We start from the raw sequence: 23,864 nt of genomic DNA on the forward strand, positions 1-23,864 counted from the left end.
CACTCTCTGCCCCTTTTATTACGTCACGATAAATACTGCTCTATATCTACTTCATCAATCTGTTCAGGGTTTAAGAACTTCATGGCAAATGTTTGGTAAACCCCAGACGTCAAGAATAGCTTAAATAACTCTGCATCAAGGTGTTGGTCTTTGACCATAAAAGACATGATCTTAATCGACTCTGATAACGTCTTGGGTTCTTTATAAGGTCTATCTGCACTGGTCAACGCTTCAAAGACATCGGCTAACGCCATCACTCTGGCAGTAAGCGGCATTTCATCGGCTTTGAGCCCCATAGGGTATCCCGTTCCATCCACTTTTTCATGATGACCGCCAGCTATAGCAGGAACATTACGCATTCCTTTTGGAAATGGCAGACTCTCCAGCATCTTAATGGTTTCAACGATATGGTTGTTAATCACATAACGCTCCTCATCGTTTAACGTGCCTTTGCGAATCGATAAGTTATACAGCTCTCCCAAATTATTCTGATACATCGGTTTTTTAAGCGTAAATCGAGTCGAAGGCTCTGTTTCAACTGCCCATGGAATGGCATGATATGGCTGATCGGCCAACACCGACTCACTTTCACCAGGTTTTGTTTCAGCTTGCTCATAACGTCGACGCTCTTCCCAAGACAACCCTTGGCCTTCATCAATAGTTTTAGTCCATTGCCGCTGAGCGATAGAATGAAGACGTGTCACCGCATCATCCGTCATAAACTCACCGCCTACATTCGTGGCGGCAATAAAGGCAAAGTCGTCATCAATGCGCTGCCATTTAGCGTCAAGCTGTTGTTGTAATTCAAACGATAAAGGTTCACCTAGGGCCTGCTGTAATATCAAGATATGTGCGTCACGTTTAAGCACCTCGAATCGTGTTCTTATTTCGTGAATGCGGTTATAGATTGTCTCTAGCTTCACTGCTTTATCAACCACATGTTCTGGCGTCGTTACCTTGCCACAGTCATGTAGCCAAGCTGCCAGCTGCAACTCTTGCCACTCTTCAGATGACAGCTTAAAGCCTTTAAATGGCTCAGTTTCAGACTGCTCGGCGGCTTTGGTCAACATTTCTGTTAGTACTGGAACACGTTGACAGTGATTACCCGTGTATGGAGATTTCGTATCAATCGCGCCCGCCATGACCTCAATAAACGAGTTAAGCAACGCTTTTTGATTAGCAAGAATTTGCTGAGACTCAATGGCAACAGAAGCGTATTCGCTTAATGATTCAATAAATGGCAAACGTGTGGTCGACAACGTATCAAGCTGTTCACTTTCAATAATCAAACCGAAGCCACCTAACACCTGACCACCTCTGTCTAACAACGGTAAAAACAAGAACACGTCATGGGTTCCTATTTGCGGAATAGCATGCTTGATGTCCTGATATTCGACCGCTAACGCTTTTGGTCGGGTGCCATTTAAAGATTCGAATAAATACGCTACATCGCGGTTCTTTGCATCAAGTGGTGACAGTTCAGAGAGATCAAACTTATCGTCCGTTTTTGAAACCACACTGTGCGGAATCAACACGTTGTCATCATCACTTAGATACAACAAAGCACGCTTCGCACTGGTCGCATCTAGTGCTCCGTTAGCCACTAAATCCAACAAAGGTTTCAACTCGTCTTGCCTTGCAATCGCATTGGTCAATAGCAAGAATCTAGATAGTGTCTGCTGCATCCCAAACAGAGCTTGAGATAAGTCATGAATCTCTTTGATATGTGACTTTTGCGGTGTCTTTCTAGAAAAGTCAAAGCTCTCTATTTTCTGTGCTCGTAGCGTTGCCCTTCGAATTGGCGCAGAAACACGCTGCGCTGCAATATACACAAAAGGAAGGGCAATCAATAAAACGATGAGTGAGGTCAGGATTGATCGCTTGGCGATAACTTGAGACTTATCCAACAACTCTGTGGATTTCACCACCATCATCAAATACAAGTCATGACCGGAGTTATTGACCGACTTGGTTACTTTACCTATCCATTTTTCACCGTCGACATAAAATTCATGTACGGTATCTACCGTATTGCCAAATAATAGAACGGCTTCGTGAACAACAGGGTTATCAATATCTTCAATAAGAATGGTGGCACTATCCAAGGCGCCTTCTTGAATAATTACTTGTTTTGGGTTGCTGTAGGCGTACAAGCGCCCACTTTCATCATAGAGCACCCGAAATGAAGATTTACGACTGATGGTTTCAGCAAGCACCTGAGAAATTTGATCCAAGGTGATGTCCGCGGCGACCACTGCGCCACTCTCGGAACGCCTTGACACTGTGACACCAATCTTTCCTAACTTTTGGAAATAGTAGGGTGCAGACATAGATACGGAGTCGGAGTTAGCAATACCAAACCACTCTCGCTCTCTTAAGTCGGTCTGATATCCATCTTGTGAGGTAAAGTTAACCAATTCGTGCTCTTCATCGTACTCGTATCTATGTAATTGTTGCTGGTCAGCATAGTAACTAAACACCACATAGTGTGCCTCAGGAGAAACCTCAAACCCCTTTTGGATCTTACGGTCAAATACTCGATAGACACTGAAATGGTCACCATTAGGTAGCGTTAAGGTATAGGAAAAAATAGAAGGGCTAGCAGATAATAAATAGCTGATTTCGGGAACGTAACCGAGACGTTCGTCATGCGTTGAAAAACGACTCAACTGCCCTTTGGAAAATGCAGTAACGGTTGAAAATGCAGGACTATAATGGTGAAGCAAATTGGCTCTCGCTTCACCAGAGATTCGGTCAAATAGATGGTCATTAGCGTCAACCAATACTTTATTTAAGCTTGAATACGTAAGCCATAACTGCACACCGCACACCAACATCACAATGATGATAAACAAACTCGATATGTGGATGTGCAGTGGGTAACGGAACCAGCTTTTGCCCGCCCTTTTGAAATCCATTTCACGTACCTAAAACTAATTAACTGATAATTAATAATAGGTTACGCCACCGATTTTAGTAGCTTAACTCATCCACATACTGAGAAATATCCACGTCATCTATTTGCTTACTATCAATGTGCGCCTGCGCATAATCACGATAGACACCAGAGGTTAAAAACAGTTTGAACAAAGCTGGGTCCAAATGTCCGTCCTTTACCATAAAACTCATGATTTTGATGGCTTCAGAAAGCATCTTTGACTTCTTGTATGGTCGGTCACAACTTGTTAGTGCCTCAAAAACATCAGCGATAGCCATGGCACGAGCAGGGAGGGGAAGTTCGCTGGCTTTCAAACCTAATGGATACCCGGTTCCGTCCACTTTCTCATGATGACTACCAGCTAAAAGAGGCACATTTTTCATATGTCTTGGGAATGGCAAGCTCTCTAGCATTCGCAGTGTCTCTATCATATGGCTATTTATGATGTAGCGTTCTTCAGGGTTCAACGTGCCTTTGCGAATCGATAAGTTGTACATCTCACCTTGGTTATTTTGATGCTCACCAGCCTTTAAAACAAAACGTTCTTCCCGAAGAGGCGCTTTTTCCCACGCAACCAAGTGCGATTCATTATCTGCCAACACGGGAACATGTTTACCTTCAACAAAAGGATTGTCCGAATAACGTGCGAGCTCCTCCCATGAAAGACCTAATCTAGGATCAATCGTGCTCTGCCATGTTCTTTGAGCAATAGTTTCTAAACGTTTTACTTTGTCGTCATCTAAAAACTCAGAGCCCAAATTGATTTCAGCAATCAGTGCAAATTCCTTATCTAACTCTTCCTGAGCCAAGCGAATCGCTTCCAAGTCCTGATTATCTATTTGACCACTAAATTTAGCTCGATAAGTGGTTAGTTCTACATCGCGCTTTAATACCTCAAAGCGAGTCCTGACTTCATGAATTCGATTGTAGATGGTCTCCAGTTTGGTGGACTTATCGATAATATGCTCAGGTGTGGTCACTTTCCCGCAGTCATGTAGCCAAGAGGCAATATGCAGCTCTTCCCACTGTTCTTTACTCATTGAAAAATCGGCGAAAGACCCTCTAGTAGAGTCCTGAGCTGCTTGAGTCAGCATTTCAGTCAACACTGGAACACGCTGGCAATGGTTGCCGGTATAGGGTGATTTGGTATCAATAGCTCCTGCCATCACTTGAATGAATGAGTCCAATAGCGCTCTCTGGTCAGCCAACATTGTTTGAGTTTCAATGGTAACAGAGGCATATGCGACCAACGTCTCTAGATACTCTTTGTTATCCATTAATACTTGAGATTCATGCTCTTCATCAAAGCCTAAACCCAGCCCACCAATTACTTTTTTGTTGCGGTCTATCAAAGGAATAAACAATAAGTTGTCGGTTTCATTTTCCTTAACAACAAAAGGCCTAGCCTCGTAATACTTAGAATAAACCGGTTGCTTTTGATTAAAAAACACCTCTACATCTTGAGCAAGCCTAGGTTCATCTAGGGGTAATCGCGGCTGTGTAGTGATATCAATAATGCCTTTGGTTTTGAGCTTGATAAACTTAGGTTCGAGATATTTCTCATCTTTACTCAATAAATACAAATATGTACTGTTTGCGCTCGTTGCATCTGCGGTTTCGACACAAACCAATTCAAGTATCCGCTCTAGGTCATTCTCTTTTGCCATTGAATTGGTCAGAGAAAGAAAACGCTTTATTGTCGCCTGCATCACCGTCAATGAATCCGACATAGCTTTGATTTCAGTGACTCTAGAGTGCTCCTGACCACCATCATCAAAGTTGAAATGTTGTATGGCTCGTGCTTTCTGAGTAGCCTGACGAATTGGCCGTGCTAGCCACTGCGAAAGATAGTAAATGCAGGGTAATGCGATTAATAATGCGAAGAACGAACCTATCAGCGAGCGTTTCGCTACAATATTGGCATCTTTCAAGAGCTGCTCTGACTTTACTGCCATCACTAGGTTAAATAGCTGGTCACGAGTGCCGCGCAGCTTATCGACTTTAACGACCCACTTTTCTCCTTGATAGTTGATTTCTTTGGCTTGCGGACCGAACTCAACGATGTTTGTTGTTCCTGAGATTAAAGGGTGGTTAATTTCTCCCAACTTGAGAGGTGTCGACTGTCTTAAAGCATCTCTTACTTCAAATAATTCAGGTCGGCTGTAAGCAAATACATTAAAGTCGTCGTCATACAACACTCTAAGTGCATCGCGGTTTTCATCACTGTCCCTTAATACTTCAGATACTTGATCCAATAAAATATCCGCTCCAAACACCGCTCCATTAGCTGCTTTTCGATGAATAGTGATACCGGTTCGCGACAGTACCGGCATAAAATATGGTTTAGATACGTGAGCGTGTACCAGCGATGCTGTGCGAAACCAATCTAATTTTCGTGGGTCGCGAAGCGGACTACTCATTTCACGAGATTGCAGCAAGGCAAGGTGAGCACTGTAAGTTCTGACCTCTAGCTTATTTGTATCTGTATTAAAGTTTAACGCCGCATACTCTGCGCTGTGGTCAATCCCTAAATGAGTCCGCATCCGATCATCCGCTAAACGAACAACCGCTAACCACTCACCATCAGGAAACGCCGCTTTTAGCGAGAAGATATGTCTATTTGCTCTTAAGAGCGACACTAACTCCGGGACAAATGCAAAACGCTGCTCTGGGTCTACTTCCCGAACCAGTTCTCCAGCTGAGTAGGCATCGACAATGCTAAATGCTGGGCCGAAGTGATAGGACATATTACTGCGTGTCTCGCCGGCGATACGTTCAAATAAGTTTTCATTCGCATTCAATAGAACTTTATTCATGCTCGTTTGAGTAATCCATATCTGAACACCACTTATCACCAACACCAAAATGACGAAAATTGCGGAGATATGAATATGCAAAGGCAGAGTGAACTTTTTACTGGATTGCGAGCTGGTTGGCATATCGACTAACACTTTGAATTGACACAATATAAGACTAGTCGAGTTAGCTATTGACGAGAAGTTAAATATAGAAAAATAATATAAAAAAATACCCCACTGCTCGTAAGTGGGGCTTCACTACCAAAGGAAAACGGTATTTAAGTAAAAGTGCTAGCGGGTATTAAAAGGCGAAACTAAATCCGAGGTTATAATCGTCACCGTTTTTCGCCGTAAATTCTTTGTCTTCACTACAAGCTCTAGGGCGGCCTTGATCATCACCTTGAACTAGGCTAACCCAGTGGCGAATACCAGACGCATGGCATTGCTCTGTTTGGCCGAAGGTTGTGCACGTTTCTAGTTGGATATCTTCAATTTCCACAAGCTCTAGATTACCGGTTCCTTTGCGCTTACCCATCATCACTTCTACGTGTGTCCCACTCTCATCACGGAATAGAATTGCTTCAGGAGCACATTTATCACCGGCGTAAGCCACAAAGTGTTTTGCGCGCTTCAGCCCCGTATGCTCACCATTCTTAAAATAAGCTTGCACGTGACGATAATCTATTTCGTAACTTACCACGTCTTCGTGTGAGCCATTTTCTAGTGGAAACAAAGTATCAAGCAGCTGTTTCGCCATCTTTTGTTTCTCTATTTGCTCGTCGGCTTTCACCATTTCCACGGCAAAGACAGCTTCTGCGATAAACGTTGAGTGGTTTTTATGTAGTTCTGTTTTATCGAATGTCAGCATGTTCATAGTCTTTCCCTCATACGGCCTTTTGTTCTATTTAGAGCAAATATCCTAAACAAGTGTTTAAATTTATATTCGTTTTGTGATTTGTATACTTTGTAGACTAGCCTGTTTTTGACTACAATTTCACAACAAAAATTTTACAATGTGAATTTTACAAAATGCCTCTGTCAAAAAGTCTAATCCGTCAGTCCCATTTTTTGGGCACTAAGGTAAGAAACCTTAGAAAACGCAACCATTTAACAATGGAAGACCTCTCTGCGCGTTGTATTCGCATCAACCCAGAGTACGCTCCTTCTGTTTCGTATCTATCGATGATTGAACGAGGAAAACGCGTCCCAAGCATCGATATGCTTGAAGTTATCGCCGAAGTTTTCCAAAAAGATCCAGCATGGTTTTTAGATAATGAGCCTGAGCAAGAAGAAATTACTCCGGTTAAAGGCAATCGCGGAGGCATCAGTGGCATGGCTTTAGAGCCAAGCTTTTTATTTTCAAACGACATACTGCAAATTGCCATTCCGGAAATGTTGTCGCAAACCGGAATCACCGGAAGACAATTCGCCCATCTTTTGATACGCGCTCACCAAGAAAGTTTGCAAAACCACTTTCCCGATCTAGAACGGGCTGCAGAAGAAGTGGGACTGAAGCGATTGAATCTATCTGTAGAAGATCTGATCGATATTGCTGGCGATTTAGGTTTGCGAGTTCAATGGGTCAATCGCACACCGAAAGATGTGGTGGATGAGTTAGGAATTAATGCCAAGCAACTCGTTACCTCGTTTTTTGAGCCTCCAGGTACCATCTACCTAAACGAAATACTCAAAGCATACCCAACAAGACTCAAATATGATCTAGCGGTTTATATCGGACACCGAATTTTGCACAGTGAAGAAGGGCTGAAAAGCGTACTCAGTGTTGGTCATCACAATAGCTGGGAAGACTCTGCAGCCAACCAGTCCACATCTGCTCTCAACTCACAAGATATTTTGCAAGCATGGAGAGATTTTGAATCCAGCTTTTTTGCAGGAGCCCTACTTTGCCCTAAAGTCCCATTTAGACAACTACTAGACAGAAGTGGGTATGAAATCGACGTTCACAAACGTGCAGGCGTATCTCCGTCTGTCGCCATGCGTCGTATGACCGTGGTATCTCCCTATCCACATTGGCACTATTTCGACGCCTACGGGCCTGGAAAGCTCAAAGCCGTCTACCGAGGAAACGGTATTCCGCTGCCATGGGGAAATATGCGGATGGTGAACGACCCGTGTCAACACTGGGCGGTATTTAGGCGCTTATCTGAACCTCAAAACGGCTCTTCTGCACAAATCTCTATTCTTAATGTGGGTGATGAACCTCGTATTTATTGCTGTGAATCCATCAACATGACCGACCCGGCTGGAAATAATCGAGTACTCTGCGCGGGTATTGATCTAAATCCTGCGATAGATGCTCAAGGCGGCAACGCATTGGAGATAGCCAGTGAACTAAAACGATCATGTGTCGAAGGGGGTGGCAGTGTCAGCATTCCTCGTTCTATCAAAAAGGATCTGCAAACAGTGGCTAAAATCCTCAATATCAATTGGGTTGAACGAGGTATTGAAGGCGATGCACGGTTAATTTGTTCGAGAGGAGCAGCATGTCCGAGAAAACCAAGCTGTTATGAAGGCTGTGCTGAAAGTAAGGGAGTTGAACTAGGCGATATTGTGTAAGCCTTAGTGATTTAGCTCTTAGCCTAAAAATAAAAAAAGCCAGCCACCAAATAGTGTGACTGGCTATATACAAGTGTGAACAATAGAGGTTCACTAACAACGTCAGTTGGCTAGGTGACCCTCGGCTTAAAAAGGGTCGCTCTAAATAATGCATCAAGCGTGCCAACTTTTTAAATCGTTGTTTTCAGATAATTCTGGTCAGATAAGTATCGATTTCATGTAAACCATACTCATATAGTATTTTCATTTTGCAAATACAGATGCATTTTGCAATTAGCCCTTATCTATATTTGCAAAAACGCATTAAAAAAACCATAGCAATATGAAATCAGTATCTAAGCAACCTGCTATTTATAAAACAGTACCAATAGATAAGAGACTAAATACCCTACAATGCTCCAACATTTTAGGTTCTCTGTTGTGTTAGAGCTTAATTCCTTCAAGCTCCAGCAGCTTTCTTTTTCGTTCAACTCCGCCAGCATAGCCTGTCAATGTACCACTTTTCCCAATTACGCGATGACAAGGAACGATAACTGAGATGGGGTTTTTTCCATTTGCAGCTCCAACGGCTCTTACGGCTTTAGGTTTGCCTATTCGATTCGCTAACTCTTGGTAACTTATCGACTCTCCGAAAGGGATATCACACAACGCTCGCCAAACAAGCTTTTGAAAATCAGTTCCTTCAGCTGCTAAGGGGAGATCAAATGACTGTACCTTGCCTTCAAAGTAACAAGAGAGCTGTTTAGAAGCTTCAGCCAAAATTGGATGCTCGGGAGCTAGTGAGCCCAGAACATCGGGCAATGTAGTATGCTCTTCAAACCAAAGTCCTAGCAGACCATCATCGTTCGCTTGAATAGTGACATTCCCAAGTGGGCTTGGTGTTATTAGGTAGTAGTTCATGAAAAATGACTCCAACAATGTAATGTAGCGTAGCTTCCCCAAGGTGACACATTCGCAGCGTTCAATTGTGGGTGCTCAGCAAGGTATTTTTTAACGATCAAATCTGTATCAAGAAACAAGTTGGGCTCGGAGGCTCCCCTCATCTTTGCATAACTAATGGTCCATGGACCTATGCCTTTTAGAGCCAACCAGTTATCTGGTGTGTCCTCGGGCGAATTGGTAATATGATGAGCCAACCGGGCTAATGTCTCTTTTCGACTGTTTGGCATTTTAAGAAAACTAAGGTCGGAACAGGCGACGACATCCGCACTAGGAAAAACTCGCTGCCCAGATACCGTATGATCCAAAGTGTCAGTCAGCAAGTTAAGCTGCCCTATAGCTGCTTTTACCGAAACCTGCTGCCCAACTACAGCTCGAACACCCGCTTCCCAAGTCGACCACACACCAGGAAGCCGCAGCCCTGATTTAATAACTAATTGGTCGTCGTACTTCGATAGCAACTCTTCAATCAAAGCCACATCGGTGTTTAAATCAAAGACTCTTTTTATATTGCTCATCAACCAAGACAGTTTTGTGACATCTTCCAATTCAAATTCCACTTTGATTGTTTGCTTGCCCTCCACATCAGCGTGTAACTTGAACCAAGCTAAACTACCATCAATCTCCACATAACGAGCGTAGCTGTATTGCGTCACTTCTTCTACGCCTTCTATTGCTCTTAAACGATAAAAATCGAGTAACGACTCCCAGTGATATTGACCTCGGTAAGCCAAATGAATCACATTGCGACCGCTGTCATCTTGCCTTGCATGGTGACGCCTCATTTCTGAAGGCGTCAATTTAAGATACTTCTTAAAGGCATCATTGAATCGTCGAGTACTATTAAAACCGCTGGCAAAACCAACATCAGTTATTGATAGTGAACTGTTGTGAAGCAGTTGTTTGGCAAACATTAATTGATGATATTGAGCATACACCTTGGGTGACATACCCAGGTGGTTTTGAAATAGTTGTCTCAAGTATCGACTGGTAACGCCGAGCCTATCTGACAACGTTTCCAAATTGGAGTGCTGTAACGCCCCCTGCTCGATCAAACTTAATGCTCGTCGAAAACTGGTTTCTTTACCAAGCCAGGCCCACGAATTAGGCGCACTATCCGGACGACAGCGCAAACAAGGTCGATATCCTGCCTGCAACGCTACAGGCGCCGTAGAGAAATACTCAACATTCTCCTCTCGTGGCAAGTTTGCTGGACAAATAGGGCGGCAAAAAATGCCCGTTGTCTTCACTGCCACAAAAAATACGCCATCAAACCTTGGATCCCTTGATAATCGGGCAACAGAACATTGCTCTCTACTAAGTGACTCCATACATGCCTCTAACCTTGCCTACTCTATCGCCAGTGTAACGCACATTTTGCATCTTACTAGCCACTTTCGGAACTCAAGGGCGACATGAAATCTTCATCAAACCATCACACAATATTAAAAAACCCAAGTAAAAGTAGCGTCTAACCAATGAGTTAATGAACAAACCAAAAAACGTTGAAAAAATCGATGGGTAGAATTTCAAAAACCTTACATCCTCTGTCTATACTGAGGCTGAGTTCGATGATTAACGTCATTTTATGAGGGTGACTATGTCAAATGTAGATTTTCGTCTTGGAAAGAGACCTTTTTACGATAACAAGCGGTTTCGACGTGGATTTGCTAAATCTGGCGATTTTACTTTAGCTGAAGAAGATATCTTGATTCGCTTTGGAGATACGATGAGTTTGCTAGAAAGTGGCGAGCTATCTCCGGAATCGGATTCAGAAAAACACTTTCTAGAAGTGCTCCAAGACGAAAGTCATGCAGAGAGCAAACTAGAAAAAACATGGTTGAAATACATACACCTTGCACGCGATAGGAAAAGGTTTCATGCATTAAATGGTAAGAAATCTGAGCCAGAGACAATCAATGAAGATGTGGACTATGACGATTCAGATGTGCTCAGTGATGACATAACTGATGAGAATATAGATTCTGACAACTAGTTTTACAGGGAAACCAAGGCTCTCCAGCTTGTCGTAAATATATGTGATAGCTTATACAACTAGCTGTCACATATAGCTTTTAAACCTATTTCTCGATCTCAACCTCAGCTTTTTCTATCACCTTTGTTATTTATTTTTTGCTTATATACTCTATTGTTAATAAAGTAAATTATAAAAATATTCGTGGAAGAGCATGCTTACTGAATTAGACGAAGTATATGAGGTGCTTTCTTGTTTACCTGACCCTGTCTTCATAATAAGTGAAGAAGGAGAATATGTTGATTTTCTTGGCGGGACTGATACTCAGTCGTATCATGACGGCAGTGTACTGATTGGGCAAACTCTGCACTCGGTAATGCCTTCCGAGCAAGCCGACTGGTATATCAGTCAAATCATCACATCACTCGATAATAATCAGGTCATGACTGTCGAATATGATCTATGCGTTGAAGATCTTAACGGCATTGACCCCAAATCGGGTCCAGCAGGCACATTAAGGTTTGAGGGCAAGATCTTTCCGCTTTCTTTTACCTGTAAAAACCAAAGGGTAGTTTGTTGGCTCACTCGAAACATATCGAAGCGCCATCGCCTTGAACTAAAGCTCCGTAAACAGAGTGAATCCGATCCACTCACACAAATAGCTAATCGCCGCTATTTTTTCTCCACATTAGCAACCATAACTAAAAGCACGACCCCACACTGTTTATTGTTGATGGATATTGATTACTTCAAAAAGGTCAACGATACCTATGGACACCTAGCTGGGGATAACACGCTAAAAGAAGTGGTTGCTCGAATACAAGATATCATTCGGCCGGATGATACTTTCGCCCGAGTAGGTGGCGAAGAGTTCGCACTGCTTCTACCTGATATTGAAGAGCACACGGCTTACGAGATTGCGGAACGCATTCGCTGTACCATAGCCGATACTCCTTTCCACTATGAACAGCAAACCTTTTCGATAACATTGAGCGTTGGCATAACCCAAGCTCGCTATCAGGAGCGAAATAATCATATTTTTTCAAGAGCGGATGACGCGCTGTACATTGCAAAGAGCCGAGGTAGAAATCAAAGTATGGTATTAAGTTAGCCGATCAGAACAGAGTACTCGACCACTAAAAAAGCGGCCACTTGACCGCTTTGACTTTACCTTACGAAATTTCCTGACAGGTTACTTGTTGCTATTCACTAATACGTAAGTCGGCCCCGCACTATCAGCGGTAATCAATTGCAACTCAGAGGTGTTTGCCCCTGCTCCTTGGTATTGATTAAACCCGTTTTCCAAGGACATGTTTGGAAGTGTTAGTGAGTAATTTTCTAACTGCTCTTGCCCTACTATAGTTGAGGTGTAAAACTCATTATGGTAACTGGCATCAACCAGAGGAAACTGCTCTGTAGCTCGTACACTCACAAACTCTGGGTTTTGTGAATTGTCGACGACATTGTTGTTAAATCGAATATCAACACCAGCAAAAATATTGTCTACTTCGGCATTATTGAACAAGCTAACACGGTGAGATTGATTACCGTAGACAATGCCCCACTCGGTATCAACAAACGTGTTGTTCTCTATGTCGATGTTCTTAGGTGTCCATTGCTTGTTTAGCTCTTTTCCTTTTACAGACTGGTCAAGCTGCTCGCCGTTTTTTACGTCGATAATCCCTGTATTAATGACAATACCACCTCGAAGATCAGCGTTACCTTCAATTAGTCCATCACGCCCACGTGTGTTAGCAAAGTAGTTATTGCGAATCACATGATCTTCATCGTAGATGCGCACACCACCTGTTAGCAATTTCTTGTTTCCAAGAATAACGTTGTTCTCTACCTTATTACCTTTACCATGTCTCAATGAAATCAACGCTGCACTTTCGAATATTGTGTTACCCGAAATCTCGTTATCACCCGACTTGATCGAGATAAGTTCACGTTCTCCATCCATATCTACGAGCAAATTATCGACAAACTTAGAACTAGAATCCCATTGCGAAGATTTCGAGTCACCAATTCGAATCGCTTCCCAGCTGTTACCGTTGTAACGAACGGCTTCTTTTATATCTAACTCATTAAACTGGTTCTGTTTCTGATCAACAAAAATATTATGAGCAATAAGGTGGTTATCTGGCGTCTCATCTTTCTGAACACCAATCAAAGTGCCACGTTTCTGCTTTCCTTCAAATCGATTATTGATGACTTTTCCATCTTTACCCCATAAGGACACCCACAGATATTTAGGATATTCAGAACGACGCTCATCAGGTTCGTACGCATAATCATGATTGAAGTAATAGAATGTGGAATTTTGCAGTGTGTTTCCGTTACCCATCATGCGAACTCCGCCGAAACGTTCCGCCGGGCCGCCTTCGGTGAACACCAAGCTATCTAGCGTCACGTTGTTACCTGTTAGTTCAAATTGAACCAGACCCGTAAACCAAACCGCTCCTGCAGTTTCGGCCTTAATCGTCACACCATTTGCCGCAATTGTTACATGCCCCAAATTGGTATATTTTCCATCTGGAATCGTAATCACCTCACCATCTTTTGCATTCTCAAGTTGAGATTTAAGTGCGTTAACCTGTTGGTCTGATTTGGACTCCAGTGTCGCACCATCAACATCAACCAATCTGTCACTCGACAAAAGGTAATCGCGTGTCACTTCATTAAACGCCATCGGCACAGACGTTTGAAGCATTGTTTTATTAGCGTGAGTAGTGTCAACATTCGTGTTACCACAACCAACCAGCGCAACTGAGGCGAATACTGCCGTTAAAGATAAAGCGAGGACATTTTTTTTCATGTGATTCTCTTTATGAATTCTTGTTGGATTAGATTTAACAATGGACTTGCTTGAACGTTGCAAGCATTAGAAAGGTTGAAAGCGGCTGGAATCAGCCGCTCAATATTTATGAATAAAGCACTCTAGTTTTCGGTAGCTACGTTGGCTTCAGCCGCACTTTCCACTTTGTCATCCACTGCTTTGACGAGCAGTAAGCCGACTGCAAAGACGATGCTGCCGCACAGAACAAACACGAAACGCCCCCACAATGGATTTGGCAAGACGAACATCGCCATTACACCAACACCAGCAACGGCGATCAATGAACCCAACATACGACGCTGTCTATTATCAAGCTTCTTCTGTTCAGTACTTTCTGCCACAAGAGGTGTCGCCAGATTGTTGAAGAACTTGTCGACGTCTTTTTCACGATGCTCAGGTAAAGGCTTATAGAACAACGTTGAGAGTACAAAGAAACCTGCGGTGAAAATCATGTGACCAATCAAACCAATAGCGACTTTTAAATCAGCCCATTCACGACCAGTCAACTCATTAAGACCGAACCAGTTTTGAATCATGTCTGCCGTAATGACAAAACCGACGAAATAAGAGACAAAGCCACCGACGACTAGCGTTCCCCAACCCGCCCAATCTGGCGTTTTACGAATGAAGAAACCACAGAATGCAGGAATAGTCATTGGGAAGCCGATCAAAGCACCCACGTACATCATAGTGTCGAAAAGGCTTAAACCTTTAAGGGAGTTAATAAACAGCGCGACTAGAATAATAGCAATGCCGAAGAAAGTAGACGTCAGCTTAGAAACCACGACTAGCTCTTTTTCATTGGCATTTGGACGCAGAATCGGCTCATAAAAGTTCTTAACAAAAATCCCTGAGTTACGGTTCAGACCAGAGTCCATGGAAGACATGGTCGCTGCGAACATCGCTGCAATCAAAAGACCAACCATGCCCACTGGCATATACTCTTGAACGAAGTAAAGGTACGCAAAGTCACTCGCTTTAGAGCCAGCTTCTGGGTATTGTGCCGCCAAGTCCACACCTTGACCTGCAATAAACCATGAAGGCATAAACCAAATGATTGGCCCAAGCGTCATCAACACACATGCCAAAAGTGCAGCTTTACGAGCGTTATTTGAGTCTTTTGCAGCCAAATAGCGGTATGAATTCAACATGTTGTTAGTAATGCTAAACTGCTTTAGGAAAATAAATACAGCCCAGATACTGAAGATACTTAAATAGTTGAGGTTATCACCGGTAACAAATGACTCGGTTGGGAAGTTCTCAACGATATTGGAAACACCACCACCATGATAAACCGCAACAATTGCACACGTTACCGTTACGGCCATGATAATGACCATTTGCATGAAGTCAGAGGCAATGACGGCCCAGGAACCACCGGTCACAGACATGACAAGAACCACAAGGCCGGTAAGAATAATGGTTGTGGTCATATCGAATCCAAAAATACCAGAAGCGATGATGGCTAGACCATTCAGCCAAATACCTGCCGAGATAACACTGTTAGGCATCCCTGACCACGTAAATACCTGTTCATTTACTTTGCCAAAACGCATACGTATCGCTTCGATGACAGTGACGACACGCAACTGACGGAATTTAGGAGCAAAGTATAGGTAGTTCATTAAATAGCCAAATGCGTTGGCAATAAAAATGATGGCAACGGCAAAACCATCGGTAAACGCTTTGCCCGCAGCTCCGGTAAATGTCCAAGCGCTAAACTGCGTCATAAATGCCGTTGCACCAACCATCCACCAAAGCATGCTACCGCCCCCACGGAAGTAGTCACTTGTAGTGCTAGTAAATGTTCGAAACATCCAGCCTATTGCTATAAGAAATAGGAAATAGATGCCTACAATTAGGGTATTGAGATCCATCTTGAAACCTTTTGATATGTTATTCGGTTACGTTAACTATACGTCCACACCTTACAATTTGTAGTACAATATAATTATTACGTGAACAAGATCGTTTATTTAACCATCATTATTGTATTACATATGATCCGTATCATGTTTTAAAGAATATCGAGATCTACATCACAACCGAGAGACAAATCCACAATTTAAAAGCAAAAACAATCAGTTAAATGAAACCATAATCGAAACTAATGATTTATAAATTAAGGAAAGCATAAGTAAGTGAGACAATTTATTGTAAGACATAAAAAAACACCCTCGCATCACCTGTAATAATGCGAGGGTTAAAACGACATTAGGAGATCCATTGTCAATGTAGAGTGACGTCGACATTAACTCCGGGGGTGTTTGAGTGAGGTGGTAAACAACACTCTTATACTTATCAAGTAGGTTTTGGAGAATCATCCCATTCGCTTGGGGTCGTATGGAATAATCTGAACGCTTGGCTGCTTTGCCACATCCAAGCTAATTCTGACACTTCGTGCCGTGCTCTACCAAAAGCAAATTAATATTAATGTATTACAAATAAAATTAATGCGACATAGATCATATTTTGGAAAGGTGTAGAACTCTCTCGCGACTACCACACCACAAAAACCACATTAAAATACTGAAATAAAACAATTTAATTCTCAAATCTCGTAACCTAAGTCTCGATAGAAGACTTCCTTCCAAGTATTTTCAATACTGTCGCCTCTCTTTCAATACGTCAAAATTTGCATATTTGTAGTATTTATAAAAGTCATGAGTGTATTTTTGTGCATACTCTGTCTCTATCCCATCATTAACAACAAACTAAATCACCAACAGTTTGTTGCTGTGGTCTGAGACCAAATCTATTCGACAACATTCCAACTTTAATGGTATTTGAGTTGGAAGTAGAAACCTCCCTCAATAGGATAATTCGAAGGCTTTAATTGGATAAAAATCAACCGCATCACATCGTTATTGTGATTTTATAGTATAAATATATATAAAAATTACTTTACCTACATCACATATCTTATTGTTAAATTCGATAGAGGCACAACTACACAACAACATATAAAAACTTATATATCAATAGCATAAGTCAATTTCCTGCAGTAAGCCGTATGAAAGGCATTGCCAAAGGACGGCCAATCTCGATCCGTATCACATTAAAAACATAGAAAACCCCTTATCATATTTGTCATACATTACCACAAACTAAAAATCTTAAGGGTTAAATAAGATGAGCACTTTAAACAAAGTAACAGTGGCATTAGTTTCTGTGTTCGCGACAGCAGCGGTAAGCGCAGCTTCTTTAGATATACGTACTGAGTACAAGCACACAACGGAGCAACATGCGACGCGCATCAAAATGGGAGACAGCATCGGTAACTTCTACTATAGCGGTGAGTTAAAGTTCAAAGGAGAAGATGGCGCGTTTCTTAAAGACTTGCAAAATAATGGTTGGGAGCTGGATTTAGGTTATCGTTTTAAGATTAACGACAACTGGACTATCCAACCAGGTATGCCTATCGAAGCTCGTTCGGCGGGTATGACTTACAAACCACAGCTTCGCGTGACTTACGCACTGGATAGTGTTGAAGGACTCAGCTTAAGTGGTCGTTATCGTTATGACATTCGTCAAAACAACGGTGAAGACGCACAAAATGAACGCCGTCATCGTCTAACGGCTAACATCAATTATTCAGTAAACGAGTGGCGCTTTGGACTTGAAGGTAACTATTATAAAGCAGCGACAGATGGTTATATCTTGTACAACGGCAAAGACACAAACTACGAGCTAAACGCCACAGCACGTCGTAGCTTCGGCCAATGGGCACCGTACGTTGAGTTTGGTGATGTGAACGTCGATTCTGTTACAGATCGCCGCGAACTACGTAGCCGACTGGGTGTCACATACAGTTTCTAAGACGTAATTCAAGAATCAGTAAAAAGAGGTGTCTTGATAGGCACCTCTTTTTTTACCCCCTTATTGGCTTAGTCGGTACAATTTTCCAATACAAGGGTGCTGTTTGTTGAAAAGTCGAGTCGACTGAGCCAAAAACAACTCTGCAGTTGCAATAGCATCAATTAAGGCCTCATGCCCATTATACTCAGGTAGTCCGTATCGCTTCCTAGTCTCAGACAGACGAACGTCGATCTCAGCATCTTTATTCACCGCTAACGCCATCGACTTTTCAATAGCTAGTGTATCCAACCACATCACTGGCAGATCTGACACTCCATACTTCTGAGTTAAATATTCATCAACGAATGCCGCTTCAATCATCGAACCGTGTGCAATCAGTATTTTGTTTTTTGCTGCTTGAAATAACTGTGTCATCGCAGAATCTAATGAAATTCCATCTTGCAACATTTCAGGCATGATATGGTTTATGACCGCGGTTTCCGCCTTAACCTCATTTGGCGACTCAATAAACAGCTGTTTTGCACTAGCAACATTGACCGTAAAGTTGGCAATTTCTACCCAACCTAAACTAAGAATGGTGTTGGTATTGGCATCTAACCCAGTCGTTTCAAAATCCAACACTAGGTACTCGACTTCTGTTGCTAATACCTCCATTCTCGGCGGTTGCTCACTTAACAAGTTTCTCAACTCATTGGGTATCTTTTGATTGGCGAGATATCGCTGCCTTTGCTTGAGATAATGGTTATAAACGTGAAATTGATTCATCACGCTTTTCAAAACACCAGCCACTAGTTACAACCTCCCACCAAACCGGAGTTTAACCGCATCTTGCAACGTAGAAATGATTCTAAATGCATCTTTCAAGTTGCCACGTTCAAAACTGCCAAATGAATCGGGATTGATGTGATTATCCGGCTGCTCACCTCGTTTTAGCGCTTGTAGCTGATGATGCTGTCTAAACATAAGAATGTAATGGTAAGCATTGATAATGTTTTTATATGAGTCATCACTTAACATGCCTTGCTCATTGGCTTGAGTGAATCGTTCGTCGGTATTCGACGAGTCGCATTCTACGGCAAGACCGTAAATACGCGCTAAATCAATAACGAGGTTTATCGCGTATTTTTTTATATTCAGAGTTTTCTTGTTCTCGCCTGTTTTTTCCAGCACTAGGCTGTTAAAAACACCAAGAGGAGGTGACGTATTAATAGCATCTCGAGTCAAAATCCCTAAAAACTCACGGTTGCTACGAATGTTGGAGTGAAGTTCATCGCGTAATATATCGGCATAGCTCGCTTCACCATAAACACAGCGAATTTCCAAGAACACGCTGATATTCAAAAGTCTTTCGTATTCAGGGTTCGATACCCATTTTTTATAATAGTGTTTCCATGTCGACAATGGCTGACACCATTTGGGCGTAGCTGCCATATATTTACCCGGACACAAGGGATATCCGCAAGCAGCAAGCCCATTTGAGACATACTGTGATAAGTGGCGGAAGTAGACTTTGTCATTCTCGGTCGCCTCATCACTAAGAATGATTGCATTGTCTTGATCCGAAAGCATGTGAACTTCATTTCGAGCGTGAGAACCTGCAACTATCCACGAAAAATGACATGGTGGCTCCCCCAGTTTATCAATCGCAATCTGAATAATTCGACGATTGTACGCATCCATAATCATCGACATTACCCGACCTATGGTCTCAGGTGCGACATTTCCTTCTACTAGAGCTTCAAATATGGCCTGACGTTCCGTGGTGAAACTCGCCATGTTACGAACACTGGTAGCGTATTTGATTTTTTCGATAAGAAATATCGCTTGCATGCGATGATTCTGCACCAAGTGCGAAGTGGTCAGCAGGCCCACCACTTTACCCTCAGAAACAACGGGTAAACCCCGAACATTATGTTGCATCATCAATGATGCGGCATGCAAAACCAGATCGTTTGGGCTGACTGTTAGTGGATTAGGCGTCATCACATCCCTAATAGGAGCGCTGTTATCATGGCCTTCTGCGATGACTCGTTTGGTCATATCACGATCCGTCATTAGGCCAACTAACTTGCCGTTGTCGCACACCACCGCAGTTGAAGATCGTTTAACAACTCGCATTTCGTGTGCGACACCTTTAATCGACATAGAGGCATCAACAATCGCAATGACTCCACTCGCCACGTCAGACACCTTTTTAATAAACAGACCTTTTTCTTTATTGGACCAAACAACATCTAGTGCAGATTTAAGGCGAACTTGCGCTTGAGAAGCAAAGTGTTCCGCGTACTCTGGATTACGTTTAAAGATGGTTTCAAGCGTAGAATGAGGGATTAAATATAGAAGCGTATTTTCGATGGCAACCGCTTGATAACCCGACTCTTTAGAAACTTGATCATCGAGAAAAGTAAAGCCAAACAAATCTTCACTTCCCAGTCTTGCGCGAAGAACGCCATCGGGTTTGCGTTGCTCCATAGAGCCAGTTCGAATGACATATAGAAACTTCTGTTGGCTTTTCGGCAAATTCTCCCCTTCTCCACTAAGCCCAGATTGCCCGTTACAAGGGTCAATCACCTCACCCTTACCCAAATAAGTGATTTTTATTTCCGCGGCTACCTTACGAACCAGCTCTTTGGGAAGTTTATCAAACGGATCAACGCTACATAGAAATTGCGTGATATTGGGTAGAAGCGCGTGAGGCATGTGAAGTCTCCAACTGACATTTTGTATTATTATATCAATAGAAATTTCACAATGGTGCACTTTGGATACAAAAAAGGCAGCTTATATGCTGCCTTTTTCTTCAAATTGTTAACAAGCGCGCTCATCTCTTGGTGTTAACTTGCTACAGGAAGCCTGTGGTTTTCTTCGCGTAGATGGTTTGCTGACGCCTCACGAGCTTTGTCACTATCCCCTGCCATGATCGCTTCGTAAATAGCTCGGTGTTCGTTGATACACGTCGACCCGCCGTCTGAAGAGAACTGGATAAAGTTAACGAACATAGTGGTAAGAATATTGCCAAACGGGAGATAAAAGTCATTGCCCGTCGCATTAAAAATCAAACTGTGGAAACGAGTATCAACATCTAACCATTTAGACTGTTCAAAGTTTTCTTCTTTAGACACTTCGACCATTTCTTGGAAGGTCGCAGACAACTCAATTCGTTGCTCTGCAGACGCGAATTTGGCCGCTAACGCACATGCTTCTGGTTCAATAGCACGGCGCAGTCCAAGGAACTGACCGCAGAACTGTTCTACATCGTTAAGACCATCCATCCACTCGATCAACTGTGGATCGAGAAAGTTCCAGTACGCGCGATCGACAACACGTGTACCAATTTTAGGTCTAGATTCAAGCAAGCCTTTTGACGTCAATAGCTTAACTGCTTCACGAAGTGCAGTACGGCTTATACCAAATTGTTCACACAACGCCATTTCGCCTGGAATAATTGAACCTTCCGGCAAATCACCAGAGAGAATACCTCGAGCAATTTCACGAGCGACCTGGACGTGGATACTGCGCTTTGAACCCGTAATAGAATTAAACTTACCTGACATATCTTTATCGCTTACTTAAAGTGTTTATGTATTATTTTAGCAGCTATTCTATCACTAAACTTTCCATAATAGATGTGATACATCGCATTTATTCAGTGTAAATGTCTTACGTTTTGCCCCAATTAACCACCCTATTACCCAATAACCGGCTAATTTACGTGTTACCCATCACATAATCCGAGTCTCATGCTCAGTTTGCGACCTAGAATTGTTTTTTTACTATTTTGTCCATTGACGCCATTAAGTGATATTGTATGATTATATAGTTATTACACAAACACACGTGAACTTAATTGACGTGTGAACCTAACAACCAACAAGGTCAGAACTATGGCTACGTTCCATACCGTGGCAGACTCTAGCAGAAGAATTCACGTTCAAGTGGCAAAAGAAATCGCCAGCAAAATCCTTACCGGTGAATTAGAAGAAGGTGAAAAGTTGCCGAGCGAGTTAGAACTTTGCGAGAAGTTTGGCATCAGCCGTACTGCACTTCGTGAGTCCACTAAACTGCTTTCTGCCAAAGGCTTAATCGAGTCAAAACCTAAAGTCGGGACCAATGTGACAGCTCGTCACCATTGGCACTTTCTCGACCCTCAATTTCTTGACTGGGTAAAAGACACTGATAATGTCCAACGCTTCCTCACCCAATTTTTGGGACTTCGAAAAGCGATTGAACCAGAAGCCTGCTCCATGGCAGCGAGAAATGCCTCTATCGAGCATCGCAAGGCACTGTCTGTCTGTTTTCAAAACATGAAACAGGCCGCGTTTAATCACGACTACACAGCGTGGACACATAACGATCATGCCTTTCACAAAACGATATTCTTAGCGACAGCTAATCCGTTTTACGTCCCTTTTGCCAATATTCTTGAATCGCTTTTTAAGACTTTTATCGATGAAGCTGCCGTGGGCGGGCGATTCTGTATTGAAGAGCATGGGGATATTTACGACGCAATTATGACTGGCGATGCAGACTCTGCAAAAGTCGCATCACGCCAATTATTAGATGATCACAACCAAAGACTTGCCCTATTAGAGGCAGTTTAAACCTGATTTAGAGGAAACAGCAATGTTCGTATACAACAAAGATGTAGCATTAGAAGATCAAGGTGGCGGCCTACGCCGCAAAGTGTTGGCGCATTGTGAAAACATGATGACCGTCGAAGTACACTTCGAAGATGGAACGGTTGCACCAATGCACAACCACCCTCACGAGCAAATTACCTATGTTGTCTCTGGTGAATTTGAATTCACAGTAGGTGAAGAGACAAAAATCGTCAAATCGGGAGATACTGTTTATAAAGTGCCAAACATTATGCACGGCTGTAAGTGCTTAAAAGCCGGTATCTTAATTGATAACTTTACCCCAATGCGTAAAGACTTCATTTAAACGCTAACGCAATGGGCAGTAGAGACTCTCTTAACTGCCCATTGCGCTTCTCCAAATGCCCCTTCTTAGTGACTCTCTTGCGTTGTTATTTCTTAATAGTTCGTACTCTAAATATTTATTGAGCCAAGTCAGCCTACTCAATATTGTTTTTCCGCTGAACCGAAATTCCAAACCTTTCAATCCCAGACAAATTAAAAGCCAAAGTAATCATTTTAAATCAATGAATTAGATGACAACAAATCAACTATACAGCTTGGTTTAGCACTTTTATTGACCTGTTTCTTTGGTGTCGAATGATAGACCCACTCTTTGGTTGTGTTAAAAAATGTTTACTTACTGGTTACGCAAAAAGAGACATTTAATTTGAACTCAAATCTTTTTTCAGGCATTTTATATTTAACTGAACGTTCAATTAAAAATAAAAGGGAGTTCAAATGCCGAAGGTTGGCATGCCATTAGTCAGGAAACCACAGCTAGTTCAAGCAGCCATGTCTGTTATAGATCGTGTGGGCTTGCACGCCGCGAGTATCTCGTTAATTGCCAAGGAAGCCGGCGTCTCTACAGGTATCATCAACCACTATTTTGGTGGTAAACACGGCCTTCTCGAAGAGACCATGCGAGAGATCCTAAGGCAGCTTTCTAGAACCGTGACATCTCACCTAAGTCAAATCCCCAAAACAGAACACGTCAAACGTATCAATGCCATTATTGACGCCAATTTCGTAGGATTTCAGGCAGAAAATAAAGTGGCGAAAACTTGGTTAGCGTTTTGGTCTTATTCAATGCATGACGCCCAGTTGAAACGCCTACAACGTGTCAATGAAAAACGCCTGTTATCGCACCTTAAGATTGAACTCAACACTTTGCTCACACCGGAACAAGCCGATGTCGTTGCTAACGGTATCGCTGCGCTTATCGATGGAATTTGGCTAAGAGGCACCTTGACCCCAGAAGGTATTGACGCTGAAAAAGCCCGTTTCATCATCAACGATTATCTAGATAAGCAACTCACTTTTTACTCATTAAAATAATCAT

The 23,864-nt window shown here is 42.5% G+C and carries 17 protein-coding genes; 7 read left to right on the forward strand and 10 right to left on the reverse strand.

Features of this window, described 5'->3' with window-relative positions:
• Positions 1–23: 23 nt before the first annotated feature.
• The 3 genes from OH456_RS10995 to OH456_RS11005 all read right to left on the reverse strand — a co-directional run bounded on the left by OH456_RS10995 (position 24) and on the right by OH456_RS11005 (position 6,610).
• Positions 24–2,918, reverse strand: coding sequence for an HD domain-containing phosphohydrolase (locus OH456_RS10995; protein ID WP_198559236.1), 2,895 nt, complete (start codon positions 2,916–2,918; stop codon positions 24–26).
• A 55-nt stretch (positions 2,919–2,973) separates the two neighbouring features.
• Positions 2,974–5,877 carry an HD domain-containing phosphohydrolase gene (locus OH456_RS11000; RefSeq protein WP_270033457.1) on the reverse strand — a complete coding sequence of 968 codons (2,904 nt, stop codon included), beginning with the start codon at positions 5,875–5,877 and terminating at the stop codon, positions 2,974–2,976.
• 160 nt (positions 5,878–6,037) lie between these two features.
• Positions 6,038–6,610, reverse strand: a complete 573-nt coding sequence (locus tag OH456_RS11005; RefSeq protein WP_006070283.1) for a malate synthase — start codon at positions 6,608–6,610, stop codon at positions 6,038–6,040.
• Between the two features lie 155 nt (positions 6,611–6,765).
• Here OH456_RS11005 and OH456_RS11010 point away from each other — a divergent pair, with 155 nt between their 5' ends.
• Positions 6,766–8,313: a DUF3612 domain-containing protein gene (locus OH456_RS11010; RefSeq protein WP_081411533.1), complete on the forward strand. Its 1,548-nt coding sequence runs from the start codon at positions 6,766–6,768 to the stop codon at positions 8,311–8,313.
• A gap of 423 nt (positions 8,314–8,736) precedes the next feature.
• Here OH456_RS11010 and OH456_RS11015 read toward each other — a convergent pair whose 3' ends face one another.
• Positions 8,737–9,213 (reverse strand): methylated-DNA--[protein]-cysteine S-methyltransferase, encoded by a 477-nt coding sequence (locus OH456_RS11015; protein WP_236109284.1) that lies wholly within the window; start codon positions 9,211–9,213, stop codon positions 8,737–8,739.
• Complete coding sequence (locus OH456_RS11020) at positions 9,210–10,583, reverse strand: DNA-3-methyladenine glycosylase 2 family protein (protein ID WP_252039244.1); 1,374 nt, start codon at positions 10,581–10,583, stop codon at positions 9,210–9,212. The genes OH456_RS11015 and OH456_RS11020 overlap by 4 nt, the downstream gene beginning before the upstream one ends.
• 269 nt (positions 10,584–10,852) lie before the next feature.
• On the opposite strand from OH456_RS11020, the gene OH456_RS11025 reads away from it, so the two are divergent.
• Complete coding sequence (locus OH456_RS11025) at positions 10,853–11,248, forward strand: DUF413 domain-containing protein (protein WP_031493109.1); 396 nt, start codon at positions 10,853–10,855, stop codon at positions 11,246–11,248.
• A 193-nt stretch (positions 11,249–11,441) separates the two neighbouring features.
• Complete coding sequence (locus OH456_RS11030) at positions 11,442–12,338, forward strand: GGDEF domain-containing protein (protein ID WP_124941506.1); 897 nt, start codon at positions 11,442–11,444, stop codon at positions 12,336–12,338.
• 81 nt (positions 12,339–12,419) lie between these two features.
• Here the strand turns inward: OH456_RS11030 and OH456_RS11035 are convergent, their stop codons facing one another.
• Together OH456_RS11035 and OH456_RS11040 are read right to left on the reverse strand one after the other, a co-directional pair.
• The gene (locus OH456_RS11035) at positions 12,420–14,045 is read right to left on the reverse strand and encodes a polysaccharide lyase 6 family protein (protein ID WP_240206250.1); all 1,626 of its coding nucleotides are present in this window, start codon (positions 14,043–14,045) and stop codon (positions 12,420–12,422) included.
• A 122-nt stretch (positions 14,046–14,167) separates the two neighbouring features.
• Complete coding sequence (locus OH456_RS11040; protein ID WP_038222000.1) at positions 14,168–15,943, reverse strand: sodium:solute symporter family transporter; 1,776 nt, start codon at positions 15,941–15,943, stop codon at positions 14,168–14,170.
• Positions 15,944–17,198: 1,255 nt separating this feature from the next.
• Here OH456_RS11040 and OH456_RS11045 point away from each other — a divergent pair.
• Complete coding sequence (locus OH456_RS11045) at positions 17,199–17,885, forward strand: oligogalacturonate-specific porin KdgM family protein (RefSeq protein WP_006070275.1); 687 nt, start codon at positions 17,199–17,201, stop codon at positions 17,883–17,885.
• A gap of 60 nt (positions 17,886–17,945) precedes the next feature.
• Here the strand turns inward: OH456_RS11045 and OH456_RS11050 are convergent, their stop codons facing one another.
• The 3 genes from OH456_RS11050 to OH456_RS11060 form a co-directional block, all read right to left on the reverse strand.
• The gene (locus tag OH456_RS11050) at positions 17,946–18,650 is read right to left on the reverse strand and encodes a 3'-5' exonuclease (protein WP_110165266.1); all 705 of its coding nucleotides are present in this window, start codon (positions 18,648–18,650) and stop codon (positions 17,946–17,948) included.
• 27 nt (positions 18,651–18,677) lie between these two features.
• Complete coding sequence (locus OH456_RS11055) at positions 18,678–20,585, reverse strand: DUF294 nucleotidyltransferase-like domain-containing protein (protein WP_270033458.1); 1,908 nt, start codon at positions 20,583–20,585, stop codon at positions 18,678–18,680.
• A gap of 134 nt (positions 20,586–20,719) precedes the next feature.
• On the reverse strand, positions 20,720–21,439 hold the full coding sequence (locus OH456_RS11060) for a FadR/GntR family transcriptional regulator (RefSeq protein ID WP_006070272.1): 720 nt from the start codon (positions 21,437–21,439) through the stop codon (positions 20,720–20,722).
• A gap of 330 nt (positions 21,440–21,769) precedes the next feature.
• On the opposite strand from OH456_RS11060, the gene OH456_RS11065 reads away from it, so the two are divergent.
• From OH456_RS11065 to betI, 3 genes are all read left to right on the forward strand, one after another.
• Positions 21,770–22,486 (forward strand): FadR/GntR family transcriptional regulator, encoded by a 717-nt coding sequence (locus OH456_RS11065; RefSeq protein ID WP_006070271.1) that lies wholly within the window; start codon positions 21,770–21,772, stop codon positions 22,484–22,486.
• A 22-nt stretch (positions 22,487–22,508) separates the two neighbouring features.
• Positions 22,509–22,829, forward strand: a complete 321-nt coding sequence (locus tag OH456_RS11070) for a cupin domain-containing protein (RefSeq protein ID WP_270033459.1) — start codon at positions 22,509–22,511, stop codon at positions 22,827–22,829.
• A gap of 434 nt (positions 22,830–23,263) precedes the next feature.
• Positions 23,264–23,860, forward strand: coding sequence for a transcriptional regulator BetI (gene betI, locus OH456_RS11075; RefSeq protein ID WP_006070269.1), 597 nt, complete (start codon positions 23,264–23,266; stop codon positions 23,858–23,860).
• The last annotated feature ends 4 nt before the right edge of the window (positions 23,861–23,864 follow it).

This window comes from Vibrio sp. La 4.2.2 (assembly GCF_027586995.1).
GTDB classification, from domain to species: Bacteria; Pseudomonadota; Gammaproteobacteria; order Enterobacterales; family Vibrionaceae; genus Vibrio; species Vibrio mediterranei.